Raw genomic sequence first — 18,582 nt, 5'->3', positions numbered from 1 at the left:
TCCCGGAGCTAGTTGCACCGGGGGAGCAGTTCATCTCAAGCGCTCATCTGTCCTACCGATAGTGGCGGGCATGTCACAGAGCGTGAAGGAGCGGCGCCGGCAGGCGCTGCGTGCCACCGGCCTGCTGGATGCCGGTCAGGTGCCGTCGTTGGACAGGTTGACGTCTCTGGCCGCGCGTCTGCTGGACGCCGGCGGGGCCCTGGTCACCCTGATCGACATCGACCGGCAGCATTTCGTCAGTTCGCACGGCTTCCCGGACCTCCCCGCCGACACCCCGCTGCAGCGCTCCTACTGCAAGTTCGTGGTGCAGGACGAGGCGCCGCTGATCGTGCCGGACGCCCGCGCCGACCCGCGGCTGCGGGACATCGCCGACGACCGGGCCATCGCGTACGCCGGCTATCCGCTGGCCGCCCCGGACGGGTGCGTGCTCGGCTCGTTCTGCGTCGTCGACGCCCGGCGGCGCGACTGGGACGCCGACCAGCTGGCCATCCTCGCCGACCTGGCCGCCGCCGCCTCGACCGAGGTCGCGCTGCGGCTGGCCTGCGCCCGGGAGACCGCGGCCCGGCAACGGACCGAGGCGATCCTGCAGGGCACCCACGACGCGTTCATCGGCACCGACCACGCCGGCCACGTGCTGTCCTGGAACGCGGCCGCCGAGCGGATGTTCGGCTACCCGGCCGCCGAGGCCCGGGGCCGCGCCCTTGCCGAGCTGATCATCCCGGACCGGTTCCGGGACCTGCCCTCGGTGCTCGGCCAGCAGATCCCGGTGACGGTGGCCGGCAACAACGGCAAGGAGTTCCCGGCCGAGATGATGTCGCAGCTCGTCGACGACGTGCTGTACCACTCGTTCGCCCCGGACAGCGCGTTCCTGCAGGCGCTGCTGGACAGCCTGGACGCCGGCGTGGCCGCCTGCGACAACCAGGGCCGTCTCACCTACTTCAACCGCAGCCTGCGCGACATGGTCGGGGGCAAGGACGCCTCCGCCGACCTGGCGATGGGCGACTGGTCCGGGCACTACGGGATCTACGAGCCGGACGGCCGGCACCCGGCCGGGCAGCTGCCGCTGGCCCGGGCGCAGGCCGGCGAGGTGGTGCGCGGCGAGCGCCTGCTGATCTGGCGCGGCGAGGAGCGGCGGCACGTGATCTCCAACGCGCGCCCGATCGACACCGCCGACGGCCGGCGGCTCGGCGCGGTCTCGGTGATCGAGGACGTGACCGAGGCGTACCGGGCCGAGGAGCTGCGCCGGGCCCGGCACGCGGTCGCGCAGATCCTCTCGGTCGCGACCGACGCCGAGGACGCCGCGATCCGGGCGGTCGCCGCGATCACCGACGAGCTGGGCTGGCTCTGCGGCGAGTACTGGCAGGTCACCGACGACCGGGAGCAGATCGTCCGGCTCAGCTCGCACGCCACCGGCGAGGGCGACCTGTCCGCGTTCAGCGGCGAGCAGCCGCTCGCGTTCGTCCGCGGCGAGGGCCTGCCGGGGCTGGTCTGGCACCGCAACAACGAGGTGTGGTGGCGGACCGGGGTGATGCCCGAGGACATGGTGTCGTTCGGCCGGCACGCGCTGCGGGAGGTCGGCATCCGGGTCGCGGTCGGGGTGCCGGTGCGCTCCGGCCGCCGGACCCTCGGGGTGCTCGCGTTCTACACCGACGCGGACCTGCCGTACGACCCGGACACCGCCGGCATGTTCGACGCGGTCGGCGCCCACCTCGGGCACTTCCTGGAGCGCCGCTGGGCCGAGGACATGTCGCTGGCCCTGGCCGACGCCCGGCGCAGCTTCAACCGGGTGGTCGAGCAGGTCAACGACTACGTCTGGACGGTCGAGGGAATCGGCGGCGAACCGCCCCGGCTGGTCTACGGCAGCCCCAACGCCTCCGGCGTGTTCGGCGTCATCCCGGACGACACGGACACCCCGACGCTGTCCGGGCGCCTGCACCCTGACGACGCCGACCTGATGGTCGCCTTCCAGCGGGACCTCGCCGACGGCGACGCGGCCGAGCTGGAGTGCCGCATCCTCGGGTTCGACGGCGAGACCCGATGGGTCTGGACCCGGGCCAAGGCCCGCTGGGACGACGACCGGTACTTCGTCGACGGGCTCAGCACCAACGTCACCGAGCGGCGCGAGCTCGCCGACCGGCGAGAGGAGCTGCTCGAACAGGAGCGCCGGCAGGTCGAGCAGCTGCGCGCCCTGGACCAGATGAAGGACGAGCTCGCCGCGGTCGTCATCCACGAGCTGCGCAACCCGGTCGGGGTGATCCGCGGCTACAGCGAGACGCTGCTGGAGTCGGCGACGCTGGGCGAGCGGGAGCGCCGTTACGCCGACGTGATCGAGCGCACCACCCTGCACCTGCAGGGCCTCGTCGACGACCTGCTGGACCTGGCCCGGCTGGCCACCGGGCACATCAGCGTCGACCCGGGCCCGCTGGCCGTCGGCGACCTGATCCGCGACGTGATCGAGAGCCACGGCCCCAGCGCGACCGCGAAGCGCCTGACCGTCGTCGACCGGATCGAGGAGGGGCTGACGCTGCACGCCGACGGCCGGCGGCTGCGGCAGGCGCTCGACAACCTGCTGTCCAACGCGATCAAATACACCCCCGACGAGGGTACGGTCGTGATCGCCGCCCGCCGGACCGGGGCCGGGATCACCGTCGAGATCAGCGACAACGGCATCGGCATCCCCGCCGAGCAGTACCCGCACCTGTTCAGCCGGTTCTTCCGGGCCAGCAACGCCACCCAGGCCGGGATCAAGGGCACCGGGCTGGGCCTGGCCGTCACCAAGGCGATCCTGGAGGCCCACGCGGGCACGATCACGGCGGGCCCGTCGGCGGCCGGCGGCACGATGTTCACCCTTCACCTGCCGGCGGGGTGAGCCCTGCCGGCGGGGTGAGCCCTGCCGACCGGGTGAGCCCTGCCGACCGGGTGAGCCCTGCCGACCGGGTGGGGCGACCGGCAGGCGTCGGAGCGGGCTCACGCCGGGGCAGCAGCAGCGGCGTGAGCAGCAGGAGCAGGCCGGCGGCGGCGATCGCGAGGCGTGCGCCGGCGAGCGCGGCGAGCAGGCCCCACAGCGCGGTCGTCGCGGCGATCGTGGCGTTGCTGGTCACCGACCACGCCGACAGCGTGCGGGCCACCCGGTCCGGCGCGGTCTGCTCCAGGCGGTAGGTGGCGAACACCGGGTTGAACACGCCCATGCAGGCGACCAGGCCGAACTGGACGGCGATGACCAGCGCGAGCCCGGCGGTGCCCGGGACGACGAACGCGAGCCCGAGCGACCAGCACGCGCGCAGGGTGCCTGCCGTGCGCAGGACCCGGCGCTCGCCGAACCGGGCGACGAGCGGGCCGGACAGCCGGGCGCCGATCAGACCGCCGACGCAGGGCAGGCCGAAGGCGAGCCCGTACTGCCAGGGCGCGAACCCGAGCCGCCCGAGCATGAGCACCGCGAGTAGCGGCGCGGTCGCCAGGATCAGGCCGTTGACCAGGACGGTGTTGACGAACAGCGGTCGCAGCGCCGGATGGGCCAGGATGTGCCGCCAGCCGTCGAGCAGGTCGCCGGGCCGCGGGCGCGGGCGATCGGTGCGGGCCGGGCGCGGCTCCCGGCCCCCGATCGCGCCGATCGCCACCGCCGAGAGCAGGTAGCTGACCGCGTCGGCCAGCACCGTGACGACCGGGCCGAGCATGCCGATCGCCGCGTTGCCCAGCGGCGGGCCGAGCACGGTGGCGGTCCAGGTGGTGGCCTCGAACCGGCCGTTCGCGACGAGCAGATCCGGGCCCTTGACCAGGGACTTCAGGAACGAACCACTGGCCGCCCGGAAGCTGATGTCGGCGGCCCCGGAGACCACCGACACGATCACGAGCTGCAAGAACGAAAGACGATTTCCGACGTACGCGACGGGCACGCTGACCAGCACGGCGAACCGCACCAGATCCATCGTCACCATCACCGGCCGCTTGCGGCGGAACTCCACCCACGGGCCGAGCGGGATCGCGAGGACCGCTCCGGCGGCCAGCCCCGCGGCGGCCAGCAGCGACACCTGGACCGGCCCGGCGTGCAGCACCAGGATCGCGATCAGCGGGAACGCGTCGAACCCGAGCCAGGTGCCGAGCGTGCTCGCCGTGAACGACACCCACAGCCACCGGAATTGCCGTCCCACGGATCCGACCTCCACAACTCGACGTTGACCGGTCAGATCCAAGCAAGGGGCGGTGCTGCGAATCAAACAACCGCCACGCCGGAAGGCCACAACCGATGGTTGTGCGGGTAGGGTTCGCGGGCATGGACTTCGAGGCCGTGCGCACCTTCGTGGCCGCCGCCGGGGCGGGGCAGTTCCAGGAGGTCGCCGCCGAGCTGTCGATCACCCAGCAGGCCGTCTCCAAGCGGATCGCCGCCCTGGAGCGCCACCTCGGGGTGCGGCTGTTCACCCGGACGCCGCGCGGGGCGGAGCTGACCATCGACGGGCAGGCGTTCCTGCCGCACGCGCGGGAGTTGCTGCGGGTCGCCGAACGGGCGGTCGCCTCGGTCAGCCCGGGGCGCCGGCCGCTGCGGGTGGACGTGATCGCCTCGCGGCTGGCGACGTCCGGGCTGATGCGGGACTTCCATCGGGCGTACCCCGCAATCGATCTTGATGTGGTGAAGCTCTTCGATGTCGAGGCAGCGGTCGAGGCGATCCGGTCCGGCGTGCTCGACGCGTCGTTCCGGGCGGTCGCGATGCCCGGCCGGCCGCTCCCGGACGACATCGCCGCGGTGCGGGTGCTCGACGAGCCGCTGCAGCTGCTCGTCGGCCCGGGACACGCGCTGGCGGCGGCGCGGTCGGTGCCGCTCGCGCGGCTGGCCGGGCACCGGATCTGGATGCCGGGGATCGCGCCGGGCACCGAGTGGGGCGCCTACTACGACGCGCTCGCCGCCGAGTTCGGCCTGACCATCGAGGCGACCGGGCCGAACTTCGGCTCGGACGCGCTGCTCGACACGATCGCCGACACGCCGGCGCTCGCCACGTTCATCGGCGAGCTGACCCGGCTGGTCTGGCCGGAAAGCCACGGGCTGCGGCGGGTCGCGGTGAGCGGGCCGATGCCGGTCTATCCGCACGCGCTGCTGTGGCACCGCGACAACCCGCACCCCGGCCTGGCCACCCTGCGCGCCCACCTCACCGCCGCGGTGGCCGTTCCGGACCGCGCCGGGACCTGGGTGCCGGGCTGGGCGCTGTAATAGTGGACACGTATGGGGCGATCACCCGCCGAAATGTGTTTCCTTCCCGTAACTTGGAGTGCTGCCCCGGGCGGCTCGACGCCGTGCCCCTGGCCGATGTCGAACCTGTGGTGAAGGAGAGCGCGCCCGGTGACGGTGACCACTGACCTGCGTCTGATCGAACTTCCCGAGTCCGCCGTCCAGCCCGAGGCGCCGGCGGTCTTCCGGTCCAGCTCCGCCCCGCTGCGCCGCACCCTGGTCGACGTTCTCGACGCGACCGTGCGCGACCACGCCGGAGCGCCCGCGATCGACGCCGGCGACGTGACGCTCACCTATCGCGAGCTGGCCGACGAGGTCGAGGCGCTGCGGCTGGTGCTGGTGGAGCACGGGGTCGGCGTCGGCGACCGGGTCGGCATCCGGATCTCGTCCGGGTCGGCGGAGCTCTACCTGGCGATCCTCGGGGTGCTGGCGGCCGGCGCGGCCTACGTGCCGGTCGACGCGGACGACCCGGACGAGCGGGCCGCGCTGGTCTTCGCCGAGGCGGACGTCTGCGCGGTGCTCGGTGACGGCCTGACCGTCGCGATGCGCCGGACGCCGGACGGGGTTCCGGGACGACCGGGGTCGGCCGACGACGCCTGGATCATCTTCACCTCCGGCTCGACCGGCACGCCGAAGGGGGTCGCGGTCTCGCACGGCTCGGCCGCCGCGTTCGTGGACGCCGAGGCGCAGCTGTTCCTGGTCGACGACGGCACCGAGCCACTCGGGCCGCCGGACCGGGTGCTGGCCGGGCTGTCGGTGGCCTTCGACGCGTCCTGCGAGGAGATGTGGCTGGCCTGGCGGCACGGCGCCTGCCTGGTGCCGGCCGCGCGCTCGCTGGTGCGCAGCGGCGTCGACCTGGGCCCGTGGCTCGCCGAGCAGCGGATCACCGTGGTCTCCACGGTGCCGACGCTCGCCGCGCTGTGGCCGGTCGAGGCGCTGGAGGACGTCCGGCTGCTGATCTTCGGTGGCGAGGCGTGCCCGCCGGAGCTGGCCGAGCGGCTGGCCGTCGAGGGCCGTGAGGTGTGGAACACGTACGGGCCGACCGAGGCGACCGTGGTCGCCACCGCCGCCCGGCTGACCGGCGAGGGCCCGGTGCGGATCGGTCTGCCGCTGGCCGGCTGGGAGCTCGTCGTGGTCGGCCCGGACGGCGAGCCGGTCGCGATGGGCGAGACCGGCGTACTGGTCATCGGCGGCGTCGGGCTGGCCCGCTACCTGGACGCGGCCAAGGACGCCGAGAAGTTCGCGCCGCTGCCGTCGATGGGCTGGCCGCGGGCGTACCGCAGCGGCGACATCGTCCGCGCCGAGCACGACGGCCTGCTGTTCCTGGGCCGCGGCGACGAGCAGGTCAAGCTCGGCGGCCGCCGGATCGAGCTGGGCGAGATCGACGCCGCGCTGCAGGCGCTGCCCGGGGTCGCCGGCGCCGCCGTCGCGATCAAGAAGACCGCCGCCGGCAACCAGCTGCTGGTCGGCTACCTGGTGCCCCGCGGCGACGCCGAGCTGGACGTGGCGGCGGCGAACCAGCTGATCCGGGAGCAGCTGCCGGCCGCGCTGGTGCCGCTGCTGGCGGTGATCGAGGACCTGCCGACCCGGACGTCCGGGAAGGTGGACCGGGCCGCCCTGCCCTGGCCACTGATCGTCGCCGGGGAGTCCGCGGCCGAGCTGACCGCGGCCGAGGACTGGCTGGCCGGCGGGTGGGAGGAGATCCTCGGCCTGCGCCCGGCCGACGCCGACGCGGACTTCTTCAGCAACGGCGGCAGCAGCCTGAACGCGGCCCAGCTGGTGGCCTGGATCCGGCGTACGTACCCGCAGATGTCGGTCGCCGACATCTACCAGAACCCGCGGCTGTCGCAGATGGCGACGGCGATCGAGGCGCTCGGCGCGCAGGAGGCGTCCGGCCGCGAGGTGCGGCCCACCGCCCGCCGCGCCGGGCTGGTCCAGGCGCTGCTGATGCTGCCGATGCTGGCGCTCGTCGGGCTGCGCTGGCTGACCGTCCTCGCCGCGCTCGGCAAGATCCTCGCGTTGCTCGCCCCGGCGCCGTGGGCGCCGCAGCTCTCCTGGTGGTGGATCGCCGCGAGCTGGGCGGTGCTGTTCAGCCCGGGCGGCCGGATCGCGGTGGCGGCCGGCGGCGCCCGGCTGCTGCTGCGCGGCGTCGGACCCGGCAACTATCCCCGCGGCGGCAGCGTCCACCTGCGGTTGTGGGCGGCCGAGCGGCTCGCCGAGCTGACCGGGGCGAACGGCGTCGCCGGCGCGGGCTGGATGATCACCTACGCCCGGGCGCTCGGCGCCCGGATCGGCCGGGACGTCGACCTGCACTCCGCGCCGCCGGTCACCGGCCTGCTCAAGCTCGGCCGCGGGGCCGCGATCGAGCCGGAGGCCGACCTGTCCGGCTACTGGATCGACGGCGACATCGTCCGGATCGGCATGGTCCGGGTCGGGGCCGGCGCCCGGGTCGGCTCCCGCAGCACGCTGATGCCCGGCGCCCGGGTCGGCAAGGGCGCGAAGATCGCGGCCGGCTCGACCGTCTCCGGCGCGGTGCCGGCCGGCCAGCGCTGGGGCGGCTCGCCCGCGGTCCCGGTCGCGGCCAAGGACCGGGCCGGCTGGCCGGTCGAGCGCCCGGCGCGGTCGCCGCTCGGCTCCCGGTTCTGGGTGGCCGCGTACAGCCTCACCGCGCACCTGCTGAGCATGGTGCCGGTGGTGGCCGCGCTGCCGCCGCTGGCCGTGCTCGGCTGGGCGGTCGCCGAACGGCCGACCGTCGGGGCCGCGCTGCTCGCCGCCCCGGTCGCGGCCGTCACCTACCTGCTCGGATACGCGATCGTCGTGCTGGCCGCGGTCCGGCTGCTGAGCATCGGGCTGCGGGAGGGCTTCCACCCGGTCCAGGGCCGGCGGGCCTGGCAGGTGTGGACCACCGAGCGGCTGATGGGGATGGCCCGGGTCGCGCTGTTCCCGATCTACTCCAGCCTGTTCACCCCGGTGTGGCTGCGCCTGCTCGGCGCCAAGGTGGGCCGCAACGTGGAGGCCTCGACGGTGCTCGCGCTGCCGGCCATGACGACCGTCGACGACGGGGCGTTCCTGGCCGACGACACCATGGTCGCCACCTACGAGCTCAGCCACGGCTGGCTGCGGGTCGCCCCGGCCCGGATCGGCAAGCAGGCGTTCCTCGGCAACTCCGGGATGGCCGCCCCCGGCCGCTCGGTGCCGAAGCGCGGCCTGGTCGGCGTGCTCTCCTCGGCGCCGCGCAAGGCGAAGAAGGGCTCGTCGTGGCTCGGCGCCCCGCCGATGCCGCTGCGCCGCACCGTCGAGGCGTCCGACGCCAACCGCACCTACGCCCCGCCGCTGCGGCTCAAGGTGGCCCGGGCCGTGATCGAGCTGTGCCGGGTCGTCCCGGTGATGGCCGCCGGCACGCTGGTCACCCTGGTCCTGGCCACGCTCGCGCTGATCTGGCAGAACGCCGGCGGCTGGGTGGCCGCGCTGGCCGCCGGTCCGGTCCTGCTGGCCGGGGCGATCGCCGCCGCGCTGCTCGCGACGGCCGCGAAGTGGCTGCTGGTCGGCCGGTTCCGGGTCACCGAGCACGCGCTCTGGACGTCGTTCGTCTGGCGCAACGAGCTCGCCGACACGTTCGTCGAGGCGTTCGCCGCGCCGTGGCTGTTCCGCTTCGCCAACGGCACCCCCTTGCTGAGCATGTGGTTGCGCACGCTCGGCGCCAAGATCGGCCGCGGTGTCTGGCTGGAGACCTACTGGCTTCCGGAGTACGACCTCGTCCGGCTCGGCGCCGGCGCGACGGTGAACCGGGGCTGCGTTGTCCAGACCCACCTGTTCCATGATCGAATCATGGCCATGGACGAGGTGACTCTGGGCGCGGGCGCGACGCTCGGCCCGCACGGCATCGTGCTGCCCGGCGCGAGCATCGGCGACGGCACTACGGTCGGCCCCGGCTCGCTGGTGACCCGCGGCGACGCCGTGCCCGGCGGCAGCCGCTGGCTCGGCAACCCGATCGCGGCCTGGCCGGCCCCGGCTGTCCGCCGGCCGTGACCCCACCGGGGCCGGTCGGCGCGTCGCCGGGTGCCGAGCATTCGACCGATCCGTACCTGCCCCGGCACGGCAACGGCGGCTACCGGGTCCTGCACTACGACCTGGAGCTGGAATACCGGATCACGCAGAACCGGATCGCCGGCAAGGCGGTGATCACCGCGCGGGCCGCGCAGTCGCTGTCCCGGTTCTCGCTCGACCTCGGGCGGCTCCGGGTCCGCGACGTGCACGTGGACGGCCGGCCGGCGAAGTTCGACCACCGGCCGGACAAGCTCCGGATCCGCCCGGAAAAACCCATCGCCTACGGCGCCACCTTCAAGATCGAGATTCGGTACGGCGGCCGGCCCGCCCCGATCTCCGGGCGGTGGGGCGACATCGGCTGGGACGAGCTGACCGACGGCGCCCTGGTCGCTAGCCAGCCGAACGGGGCGCCGTCGTGGTTCCCGTGCAACGACCGGCCGGACGACAAGGCCAGCTTCCTGGTGACGCTGACCGCGCCGTCCGCGTACGCGGTGGTGGTGACCGGCGACCTCGTCGCGCGGCGCCGCGCGACGACGACCACCACCTGGGTGTACGAACGGAACGAGCCGACCGCGCCGTACCTGATGGGAATCCAGGTCGGACGCTACGACCTGGTGGAACTGGCCCCGGGGCGGATCGTGCAGCGGGCCGCGATCCCGCCGCGCGTGCAGCAGAACTTCCGGTACGACTTCGGCCGGCACGGCGAGATCATGGCGGCGCTGGAGCACCTGTTCGGGCCGTACCCGTTCCGGGAGTACGTGGTGGTGGTCGCGGACGACGACCTGGACGACCCGATCGAGGCGCAGGGCATGGCCGTCTTCGGGCGCAACCACGTCGACGGGAAGCGCACCCATGAACGGCTCGTCGTGCACGAGCTGGCCCACCAGTGGTTCGGCAACAGCCTGACCGTGGCCAGTTGGCGGCACATCTGGCTGAACGAGGGGTTCGCGACGTACGCGGAATGGTTGTGGTCCGGCGCCTCGGGCGGGCCGTCGGCGGCCGCGCACGCCGCGCAGTGGCACGCCTGGGCGGCGGCGCAGCCGGCCACGATCACGGTCGCCGACCCGGGCGTGGACCGGATGTTCGACCCGCTGGTCTACAAGCGGGGGGCGCTGACCCTGCACGCGCTGCGGGCTCGGGTCGGGGAGGCGGCGTTCTTCGCGCTGGTCCGGTCCTGGGTCGCCGAGCACCGGCACGGGACGGTGACCACCGAGCAGTTCCGCGAACACGCCGCACGGTTCGCGGCCCGCCCCTTGGACGACCTGTTCGCCGCCTGGCTGGACCGCCCGGAGTTGCCCGCCCTACCCCGCACCTCCTGAGGACGTTCAGCGCTCGGAGGGTGGGTGCGCGGCCAGCCAGGCTGCCGCCCGGGTCGGTGAGGCGCGGGACAGCCAGGCGTCCTGGATCACCTCGGCCAGCTCGGCGCGGCTCAGCTCGTCCAGTCGGCTTGCCCGGAGCAGGACCGACGGGTGACCGTTGAAGTGCTTGGTGGTGAAGAACGGCGATGCCGCGTCCTGGACCAGGGCCTGTTTGTCCTCCTCGGAGGGCACCCAGAAGACGATCACGTCGGGGTAGCGCTCGCCGGTGACCGGATCGACCGCGTCCGGCCGGGGATTGCGGAAGAAGACGAACGACTTGCGGCCGACCTGATAGACCGGATTGTCGCCGGTCCCGTGCTCGACGGTGACGTGCGGCATCCCCGACGCCAGCTCGTGCACGTCTTCCACCCGCGCGGGCCGGCCCGCGACATCGACCACGCGCTCCACCTTAACCGCCGCCGCAGCCCGCACCTGGCTGCGATACCCGCACCCCGGCGACGCGGCGTGGCGGGGTGGCGTGGCCCGGCGTGGCGGTGTGGTGGCAACGTGGCTGGGAAGGCGGCGCGGAGCGGCCTGGCAGGGAGAGCGGCGTGGCGGCGCGGCGTGGCGGCGCGGCGTGGCCAGAGGGACCGGCGTGGCGGGGGAGCGTGGCACGGCGCGGCCTGGAGGGCGGCGTGACGGGGTGGCGCAGCGCGGCGTGGCTGGGCGGCGGGCAGGCGGTGATGCGCGGGGTGGATCGGCTGGCGGTCGCCGGGCAGCGGGTCAGCTCACCAGGGCCGGCGCGGCGAGCCGGGCGCGGCGGGACGGGCGTTGGGGCAGCGCGGGCCCGGTGACCGGCCGGCGCGCTGCCCGCCGGGGTCAGCGACCGTACTTGTCGTAGGAGACGGTCCAGTCGCCGAGGCCGTTCCAGATCTGCAGGGTGCGCGGGCTGTTCTTCACGTCCACGACGTCGCCGACCATGAAGTTCTCGTAGACCCACTTGGCGTCCGCGACGCTCAGGTTGACGCAGCCGTGCGACTTGTTCGCCATGCCGAGCGCGTGGTTCCACGGCGCGGCGTGCAGGAACTCGCCGGAGTAGGAGATGCGGGTGCAGTATTCGATGGTCTCGGCGCCGTAGTAATACGGGTTGTTCGGGTCGGTGACGCCGTAGCTCGACGAGCTCATGCTGTGCGTGCGCTCCTTGGAGAGCACCACGTGCGGTCCGCCCGCCGTCCAGAAGTTGATCTCCTGACCGTTGGCGCCCTTGGTGGTGCCGCCCATGCCCATGCTGCTCTTCATGGTGCGGACCAGCTTGCCGTCGATGTAGACCTTCGTCTGGTGCGTCCGGGTGTCGGCGAGCGCGACCAGCTGGCGGCCGATCTTGAAGTTCGCCGAGGCGTTCTTCTCGCCGTAGATGCCCTTGCCCAGGTTCGCGCCGAGCACCTTGACGCTGACCTTGACGGTGGTGCCGCCGGTCCAGTATTTCGCCGGGCGCCAGTGCACGGTGCTGTTGTTCACCCAGTAGAACTTGCCCTCGACGGACGGGGAGGTGGTGATGTCGATCGCCTTCTCCGCCACCTCCTTGTCGACGGCCTTGCTGAACGCGATGATCACCGGCTGGCCGGCGCCATAGGTCCCGCCGTTGTGCAGCGCGTTCATCGCGTTGGCCTGGAAGGTGATCCGGGCGATGCCCTTCGGCTTCACCGTGCTGAACGTGGAGGTCTGCTCGGTCGCGACGCCCGAGCCGTCGGCGGCCTTGACGACCACCTTGTACGACTTGTCGTAGGCCAGGTCGTCGGTCGACTGCCAGGTGCCGTCGGACTGGATCGAGCCGTCGATCTTCGTCTTGCCGGCCGTGACGGTGACCGACTGCAGCGTGCCGGACTGCGCGGCGACGGTGATCGGCTTGGTCAGGGCGACCCCGGAGGCCTTGTCGGCCGGCGTCACGGTCAGCTGGACCGCGGCGGCGGTGGGCGCCGCGGACGCGGCCTCGGTGTCCGCCACCGGGTCGGTCCAGACGGTGTTGCCGGAACTCGCCGAGGCGTGCGCGGAACAGCCGGCGGTCGTGGCCGCCGCGGCCACACCCAGTGTGCCGATGATTACCTTACGTCGCTGAATCATGGCTCTCGCATTCGAGGGGGTGCCGCTGGTTCCTGCATACATAGAAGACGTGCCCGGGGCCGAAAAAGTTGACCACCAGGGTGATGAATTTTGCGAAATTCAAGATCGTTGTCAAGCCCGCTCCGGTACGGCGGTCAGGGCGTGAAGACCTCCGCCACCGCCACGATCACGCCGTTCTTCGTCGTGACCTGGGCCAGCGCACCGTCGGTGAGCCGTTCGGCGAGCTGCTCAGCGCTGATTTTGCAGGTCCCGACGGTGACCGGATCGCCGGCGCAGCGCTCGGTGTCGTCCAGCCAGCTGGTCAGTTTCGGGGTGGCCGAGGTCGGCAACGTCACCGTCATCCGGCTGTCCTCGGTCACCCACTCCCGCTCGCAGGGGGCGTCGGCCGAGGGCTTCAGGGCGAACGTCTTGCAGTACTCGTCACCGGACATGAACAGCACCGGCTCCACCACCATCGAGTGGGACTTCGGGGTGTAGGCGTGCACGATGACGATCGACTCGGCGTTCTCCCGCCGTACGTCGGTGAAGGGTTTGATCGTGGTCGGCGCGGACGCCGAAGGCGCCGGCGCGGCGGCCGGGATCGGCCGGATCTCGGCGTGGGCGACGACCGCGGTGGCGGACGGGTCCGGTTCGCTGTCCAGCTGGACCGGGGCGACGCCGAACGCGACCTTGCCGGCCAGCAGGCTCGGATCGGTCAGCCCGGCCGTCAGCACGGCGGCTCCGTCGACGGCCAGGCTCGCCCGATCGCCGCGCAGGGTCAGCACGACCGACCGGGCCTGGCCCGGGGCGAACAGGTCGGTGGCCGTTTCACCCAGCGTGGTGGTCTGGACGGCGCCCTGGTGCCGGATCCGCACGGTCGCCGGGCACAGGTCGAGCCAGTAGGCGCCGTCGCCGGCCGCCCGGAACGAGACGGTCGCGCAGGACGTCGGGGTCGCCACCGTGACCGTGGCGCTGATCGCCTGGTCGCCGGCGAACGTCTGGGTGGTGCCCGGGCACTCGATCCCGATGTCCGGGGTGGTCATCTTCAGGGCGCCGCCGGTGAACGCGCAGCGGCCGCCGTAGTTGTCGGTCGAGTTCTTCCACTGGCCGGGCCGGTCCAGCGCGTCGACCACCCAGGGGCCGAGGACCGCGCCGGGGGTCGGCATCGCGGGCAGCGGGGCCGCGGCGGACGCGGTCGGCTGGGGCGCCGCGGCCGGCTCGGTGCCGCCGAACTTGCGGGAGTACAGGCCGGCGCCGGCCATCAGGACGGCGGCCGCGGCGGTGACGGCTGTCGCCGTACGCAAGCGGCGGTTTTTAGGTTTCGGGGGTGGAATCGGGGTGCCCAGGCCCTGGTGGCCGCCGGAGACGTGGCGGCCGGACAGCTGGGCGGCCTCGGCGGCCCGGCGCAACCGCGGATCCAGCGTGTTCGGGCTCATCACCTGGCCGCCGGTGTGCTGGGCGAGCAGCAGGTTGAGCAGCTCGTGCGCGGTCGGCCGGTCCTGCGGGTCCTTGGCCAGCGACAATGCGACCAGGTCGGCGAGGGGTCCGGACAGGCCGGTCAGGTCCGGCGGCTGGGTCAGGATCCGGGCCGCGGTGGCGACCGGCGAGTCGGCCCGGAACGGGGTGCGGCCGGTGCCCGCGTAGGCGATCACCGCGCCCCACGCGAACACGTCGGCGGCCGGGGTGATCTCGCGGTGGATGCCGTCGAAGCGCTCCGGCGCCATGTACGCGACCGTGCCGACCATCTGGTCCGGATGGGTGTGCTGGCTGGTCACCTCGAGCGCGCGGGCGATGCCGAAGTCGATCACCTTGGGCGCGCCCATCGCCAGCAGCACGTTGCGGGGCTTGAGGTCGCGGTGGATGACGCCGGCGCCGTGGATCGCGGTCAGCGCGGTCGCCACCCCGACCGCGACGCTGTGCAGCTGGCCGTCGGACATCGGGCCGTGGCGCTGGATCACCTCGTCCAGGCTGGGGCCGTCGACGTACTCGACCACCAGGTACGGCGTGCGGTGTTCCGGGTCGGCGTCGAGCACCGCGGCCGTGCAGAACGGCGGCACCTGGCTCGCGCGCTTGACCTCGCTGCGGAACCGCCCGCGGAACTCCTCCTCGTGCGCGTACTCCGACTTGATCACCTTGACCGCGACCTGCAGTCCGTCGGCGCGCCGGCCGAGGAAGACCGCGCCCATGCCGCCCTCGCCGAGCCGGGCGACCAGCTCGTAGCCACCCAGCGAGCGCGGGTCGCCGGGACGCAACGGGCTCTTCATCGGCCAACCCATTCACGATCATGGAAAGACAAGACCGGCAATACAGTACGCATCCATCGCGCTCGTGGTCACGCCGGGCCGGGTCGGATCAGCGACTCACCCGGAAGGTGGCCATCATCGCCATGTCCTCGTGCTCCAGGTTGTGGCAGTGCAGCAGGTAGCGCCCGGCGTGGTCGTCGAACCGGATCGCGACCTCGACCAGCTCGTGCGGGCGCAGGTCGACGGTGTCCTTCCAACCGTGGTCGCCGGGGCCGGGCGCGCCGCCGTCCCGGGAGATCACCTGGAACGGCGACAGGTGGATGTGCACCGGGTGGTGGGCGTCCGAAGCCAGCCGCCAGATCTCCACCTCGCCCAGGCGCGGGGTGGCGTCGACGCGCTGCGGGTCGAACTCGCGGCCGTTGATGATCCAGCCGTCGGCCTCCGCGCCCATGCTCGTCACCCGGCCCTTGCGGAACATCCAGTCCCGGGTCTGCGCGGCGCTCCGCGGCAGGGCCTCGATCGCCGCGAGCCGCGCCGGGATCCGGCTCTCGTCGGCGGCGCCCTTCCCGGTCACCACGAAGCGCATCACCTGCCCATCGCCATTTTTCAAGATCAATTTCGAGCCTTTTGCGTACGACGTGAAGTCGACGACCACGTCGTAGCGTTCGGCCGGGGCGACCGCGATCGTGGTGTGCTCGACCGGCGCCTCGAGCAGGCCCTGATCCGAGCCGATCTGGGTGATCGGCGCCGGCGGGTCGAGGGTCAGCTCGTAGCGGCGGGCGTTGGACGCGTTCAGGATCCGGAACCGGTAGCGGGCCGCGTCGACCTCGAGCTCCGGCCAGGGCGCGCCGTTGACCAGGATCACGTCGCCGGCCGCGCCCTGCATGTGCGCCGCGTCGATGCCCGGCATGGCGAGCAGGTGCGGGTCCATCGCCGGGTACTTGAGCGCGCCGTCCGCCGCGAACGCCCGGTCGGTGATCATCAGCGGGATGTCCCGGGCGCCGCGCGGCAGCGGCAGCGCCTGCTCCTCGTCGTCGGTGATCAGGAAGAACCCGGCGAGGCCGCGCCAGACCTGCGGGCCGGTGAACCCCATCCGGTGGTCGTGGTACCAGAGCGTGGCCGCGCGCTGGTCCATCGGATACGTGTAGTCGCGGGTGCCGGTGCTGGCCGTGCCGCCGACCGCCTGCGCGGCGTAGCCGGAGCCGCCGGCCGCCGGCAGGACCAGGTCGGTCGGGAAGCCGTCGCTCTCCGCCGGGGTGTGCCCGCCGTGCAGGTGCACGACGGTCGGCACGCCGAGCTGGTTGCGGTAGTGCACCACGGTCCTGCGCCCGCGCCGGGCGGCGATCGTCGGGCCGGGGAAGATCCCGTCGTAGCCGAAGATCGGGGTACGCAGGCCGGGCAGGATCTCCGCGGTGGTCTCCCGCGCGGTGAGCTCGTAGTGGTCGGTGTCGCCGGTGCTGCGGGACGGGCGTTTGACCGGCGGGATCGGCAGGCGGGTGGTGAACGGCTCGGGCAGCTTCGCGTCCGAGGTGAGCAGCTTGCCGCCGTACTCGTCGCCGGCCGCGGTCGCGCCGCCCGCGGCCTTGTCGCAACCGGCCACCGAGGCCAGCGCCATCACCCCGGCCGCCTGGAGCAGGCGCCGGCGACCGAGTCCACTGTGCTGATTCATGGCGATGACGATCACCGGCCGGCTCGGTAGTCCACGTCGTCCCGGCGCAGTAGATCGCGGCTACTGCGGGGAGACGACGTTCCGGCGCGGGGCACCGGATAGCGTGCCGTCCATGGAAGACCGCGGGTTCGCCCGTCTCCGCCGTCAGCTCCGGGCGCATCCGCGGCTCGGCGACGCGGCGCTGGGCGTGCTCGTCGTCGGCGTCGTGCTGCTGGCCCGCCGGTTCGGTCCCGCCGACATGTACGCCCATACGCTCGGTGTGGAGGACCTCGTGGAAGGTGCGCTGGCGGTGCTGCTGATCGCCGCCCGCCGCCGGTGGACGCTGCCGGTCTTCGCCACGATCACGGTCGCGACGGCGGCGTTCAACCTGCACGCCGCGCTGGCCGGGCCGCTGCTCGCGGCGAGCGTGATCGGGACGTACACGGTGGCGTCCCGGACCAGCCGCCGGGTCGCCGTGCTGGCCGGCGCGGTCACGATCGTCACCGTCTACGTGGCGGTGGTGATCGGCGCCGGCCGGACCTGGACGAACCCGCTCAACGCCACGATCGTCGCCTGGGGCGCGGTCGCCGTCGCCGTCGGGGACGCGGTCCGCAGCCGCCGCTCGCAGCTGCGCGCCGTCGAGGACCGGGCCCGGCAGGCCGAGCACGGCCGGGACGAGGAGGCCCGCCGCCGGGTCGTCGAGGAGCGGCTGCGGATCGCCCGGGACCTGCACGACGTGGTGGCGCACCACATCGCGGTGATCAACGTGCAGGTCGGCGTCGCCGTGCACCTGCTGCGGGACCAGCCGGACCGGGCCGAGGAGGCGCTCACCCACGTGCGGGGCGCGGCCCGGGAGGTGCTGTCCGAGCTGGGCACCGTGCTCGACGTGCTGCGCTCCGGCGAGGGTGGGGAGGGCGGGGAGGCTGGCCCAGGTGGGGAGCAGACCGCGCCGCCGCCCGGGCTGAGCCGGCTGCCGCAGCTGCTGGAGTCGTTCGCCGCGGCCGGTCTGCGGGTCGAGCAACGACAGGACGGGGCGGCCCGTCCGCTGCCGTCGGCGGTGGACCTGGCGGCGTACCGGATCGTGCAGGAGGCGCTGACCAACGCCCACAAGCACGGGAGTTCGGCGACGGCGGGGCTGCTGATCGCGTACGGCGGCAAGGGTCTCGGTCTGGAAGTCCGGAACCCGGCCGGGCCGGGACGCGGGGCCGCGACCGGGACCGGCCACGGCCTGATCGGCCTGCGCGAGCGGGTCAGCTCGGTCGGTGGCACGGTCCGGGCCGGCCCGGACCCCGGCGGCACCTTCACCGTCGACGCGTTCCTGCCGATCCCCGAGGAGTCCGCATGACGATCCGCGTCCTGCTCGCCGACGACCAGACCCTGATCCGGGCCGGCTTCCGCGTGCTGGTCGACAGCGCGCCCGACCTGACGGTGGTCGGCGAGGCGACGTCCGGCGCCGAGGCGGTCGCGCTGGCCGCGAGCACCCGCGCCGACGTGATCCTGATGGACATCCGGATGCCCGGGATGGACGGCATCGAGGCGACCCGGGCGATCACCGCCGACGAGGACCTGGCCGGGGTGCGGGTGCTGATCCTGACCACGTTCGAGCTCGACGAGAACGTGCTGCGCGCGCTGCGGGCCGGGGCGAGCGGCTTCCTCAGCAAGAGCGTCGAGCCGGCCGACCTGCAGGAGGCGATCCGGGTGGTCGCCCGCGGCGAGGCGCTGCTCTCCCCGAAGGCGGTCCGCGGCCTGATCACCCGGTTCCTGGCCCAGCCCGAGCCCGGCCCGCTGCCCGCCCCGGAGCGGCTCGGCGCGCTGACCGAGCGGGAGCGCGAGACGATGGCGCTGGTCGCCGCGGGCCTGTCCAACGACGAGATCGGCGAGCGCCTGTACGTCTCGCCGCTGACCGTGAAGACGCACGTCAACCGGGCGATGATGAAGCTCGGCGCGCGTGATCGGGCGCAGCTGGTGGTGATCGCGTACCAGAGCGGACTGGTCCGCCCGGGGGAGGCGGCGCCGCTCTGATCATGC

The 18,582-nt window shown here is 73.4% G+C and carries 11 protein-coding genes; 6 read left to right on the top strand and 5 right to left on the bottom strand.

The window, feature by feature from the left end:
• Positions 1 to 70: 70 nt before the first annotated feature.
• A complete protein-coding gene (locus L3i22_RS29260) occupies positions 71 to 2,869 on the top strand; it encodes an ATP-binding protein (protein ID WP_221320743.1) in 2,799 nt (932 codons plus the stop codon).
• Here L3i22_RS29260 and L3i22_RS29255 read toward each other — a convergent pair.
• A complete protein-coding gene (locus tag L3i22_RS29255; RefSeq protein WP_221320742.1) occupies positions 2,844 to 4,148 on the bottom strand; it encodes an MFS transporter in 1,305 nt (434 codons plus the stop codon). The genes L3i22_RS29260 and L3i22_RS29255 overlap by 26 nt on opposite strands.
• Positions 4,149 to 4,270: 122 nt before the next feature.
• Here L3i22_RS29255 and L3i22_RS29250 point away from each other — a divergent pair, with 122 nt between their 5' ends.
• The 3 genes from L3i22_RS29250 (at position 4,271) to L3i22_RS29240 (ending at position 10,584) form a co-directional block, all read left to right on the top strand.
• Positions 4,271 to 5,200, top strand: coding sequence for a LysR family transcriptional regulator (locus L3i22_RS29250; protein WP_221320741.1), 930 nt, complete (start codon positions 4,271 to 4,273; stop codon positions 5,198 to 5,200).
• 129 nt (positions 5,201 to 5,329) lie between these two features.
• The gene (locus L3i22_RS29245) at positions 5,330 to 9,247 is read left to right on the top strand and encodes a Pls/PosA family non-ribosomal peptide synthetase (RefSeq protein WP_221320740.1); all 3,918 of its coding nucleotides are present in this window, start codon (positions 5,330 to 5,332) and stop codon (positions 9,245 to 9,247) included.
• Positions 9,244 to 10,584, top strand: coding sequence for a M1 family metallopeptidase (locus L3i22_RS29240; RefSeq protein ID WP_221320739.1), 1,341 nt, complete (start codon positions 9,244 to 9,246; stop codon positions 10,582 to 10,584). Before L3i22_RS29245 ends, L3i22_RS29240 begins: the two co-directional genes overlap by 4 nt.
• A 6-nt stretch (positions 10,585 to 10,590) precedes the next feature.
• Here L3i22_RS29240 and L3i22_RS29235 read toward each other — a convergent pair whose 3' ends face one another.
• The 4 genes from L3i22_RS29235 to L3i22_RS29220 form a co-directional block, all read right to left on the bottom strand.
• Complete coding sequence (locus tag L3i22_RS29235; RefSeq protein ID WP_255657241.1) at positions 10,591 to 11,022, bottom strand: MmcQ/YjbR family DNA-binding protein; 432 nt, start codon at positions 11,020 to 11,022, stop codon at positions 10,591 to 10,593.
• Positions 11,023 to 11,442: 420 nt separating this feature from the next.
• Entirely contained in the window at positions 11,443 to 12,684 is a 1,242-nt protein-coding gene (locus L3i22_RS29230) for an Ig-like domain-containing protein (RefSeq protein WP_221320738.1), read from the bottom strand.
• 134 nt (positions 12,685 to 12,818) lie between these two features.
• Positions 12,819 to 14,927: a serine/threonine-protein kinase gene (locus tag L3i22_RS29225; protein WP_221320737.1), complete on the bottom strand. Its 2,109-nt coding sequence runs from the start codon at positions 14,925 to 14,927 to the stop codon at positions 12,819 to 12,821.
• A gap of 88 nt (positions 14,928 to 15,015) precedes the next feature.
• On the bottom strand, positions 15,016 to 16,575 hold the full coding sequence (locus tag L3i22_RS29220) for a multicopper oxidase family protein (RefSeq protein WP_221320736.1): 1,560 nt from the start codon (positions 16,573 to 16,575) through the stop codon (positions 15,016 to 15,018).
• Positions 16,576 to 16,687: 112 nt separating this feature from the next.
• Here L3i22_RS29220 and L3i22_RS29215 point away from each other — a divergent pair, with 112 nt between their 5' ends.
• Positions 16,688 to 17,899, top strand: coding sequence for a sensor histidine kinase (locus L3i22_RS29215; protein ID WP_221320735.1), 1,212 nt, complete (start codon positions 16,688 to 16,690; stop codon positions 17,897 to 17,899).
• Positions 17,896 to 18,576, top strand: coding sequence for a response regulator transcription factor (locus tag L3i22_RS29210; RefSeq protein ID WP_221320734.1), 681 nt, complete (start codon positions 17,896 to 17,898; stop codon positions 18,574 to 18,576). Before L3i22_RS29215 ends, L3i22_RS29210 begins: the two co-directional genes overlap by 4 nt.
• Positions 18,577 to 18,582: the final 6 nt, after the last annotated feature.

Source organism: Actinoplanes sp. L3-i22, from assembly GCF_019704555.1.
Lineage (GTDB): Bacteria > Actinomycetota > Actinomycetes > Mycobacteriales > Micromonosporaceae > Actinoplanes.
This window is presented reverse-complemented; position numbering and strand designations above follow the sequence as displayed.